The sequence below is a fragment of the Bacillus sp. 05T31 genome (assembly GCF_056396725.1).
Window position 1 is genome coordinate 1 of record NZ_JBFTMA010001314.1, and the last position, 524, is coordinate 524.

The 524-nt window shown below is 30.7% G+C and carries 1 protein-coding gene; it reads left to right on the plus strand.

Annotation, left to right across the window (positions count from 1 at the left end):
* Positions 1–403: PhzF family phenazine biosynthesis protein (locus AC1DJR_RS33095; protein WP_477004579.1), on the plus strand; the 403-nt coding region annotated here is incomplete at its 5' end.
* Positions 404–524 lie beyond the last annotated feature (121 nt).

A 524-nucleotide genomic window follows, 5' to 3' on the forward strand; every position in this document is an offset into this window, starting at 1 on the left:
ACACGATATTATTATACCTGTCAGAAAACTTTCAGACCTGTTAAAGATTATTCCTGATATGAAGAGGGTTGCTGAAATAAGTAAGAAATATAATGTAATTGGTTATCATGTATGTACACTGGAAACACTATATAATTCTACAGCTCATTGTAGAAACTTTGCACCTTTGTTTAATGTTCCAGAAGAAAGTGCCACTGGTACATCAAATGCAGCACTAGCATGTTATTTAATAAAACAAAATAAAAATTTTAAAAAACATAATACCTTCACTTTTGAGCAAGGATATGTAATGGATCAGCCTTCAGAGATTATTGTAAATGTATCAACTGATTTTAATAATATTACAGATGTTCACGTAGGAGGCTTTACTTCTAATTTTCAAGAAAAATATATTATTATTTAAGAAAATAACTTCCACTTTCGAAAATTATGTAAATGAGCTGTCCATATGGACAGCTCGTTGTATTTTTGCTGATGCATGTTGATCGTTTTTATCGTTTTGGGGTAACTCGTCCTTGTTAGCT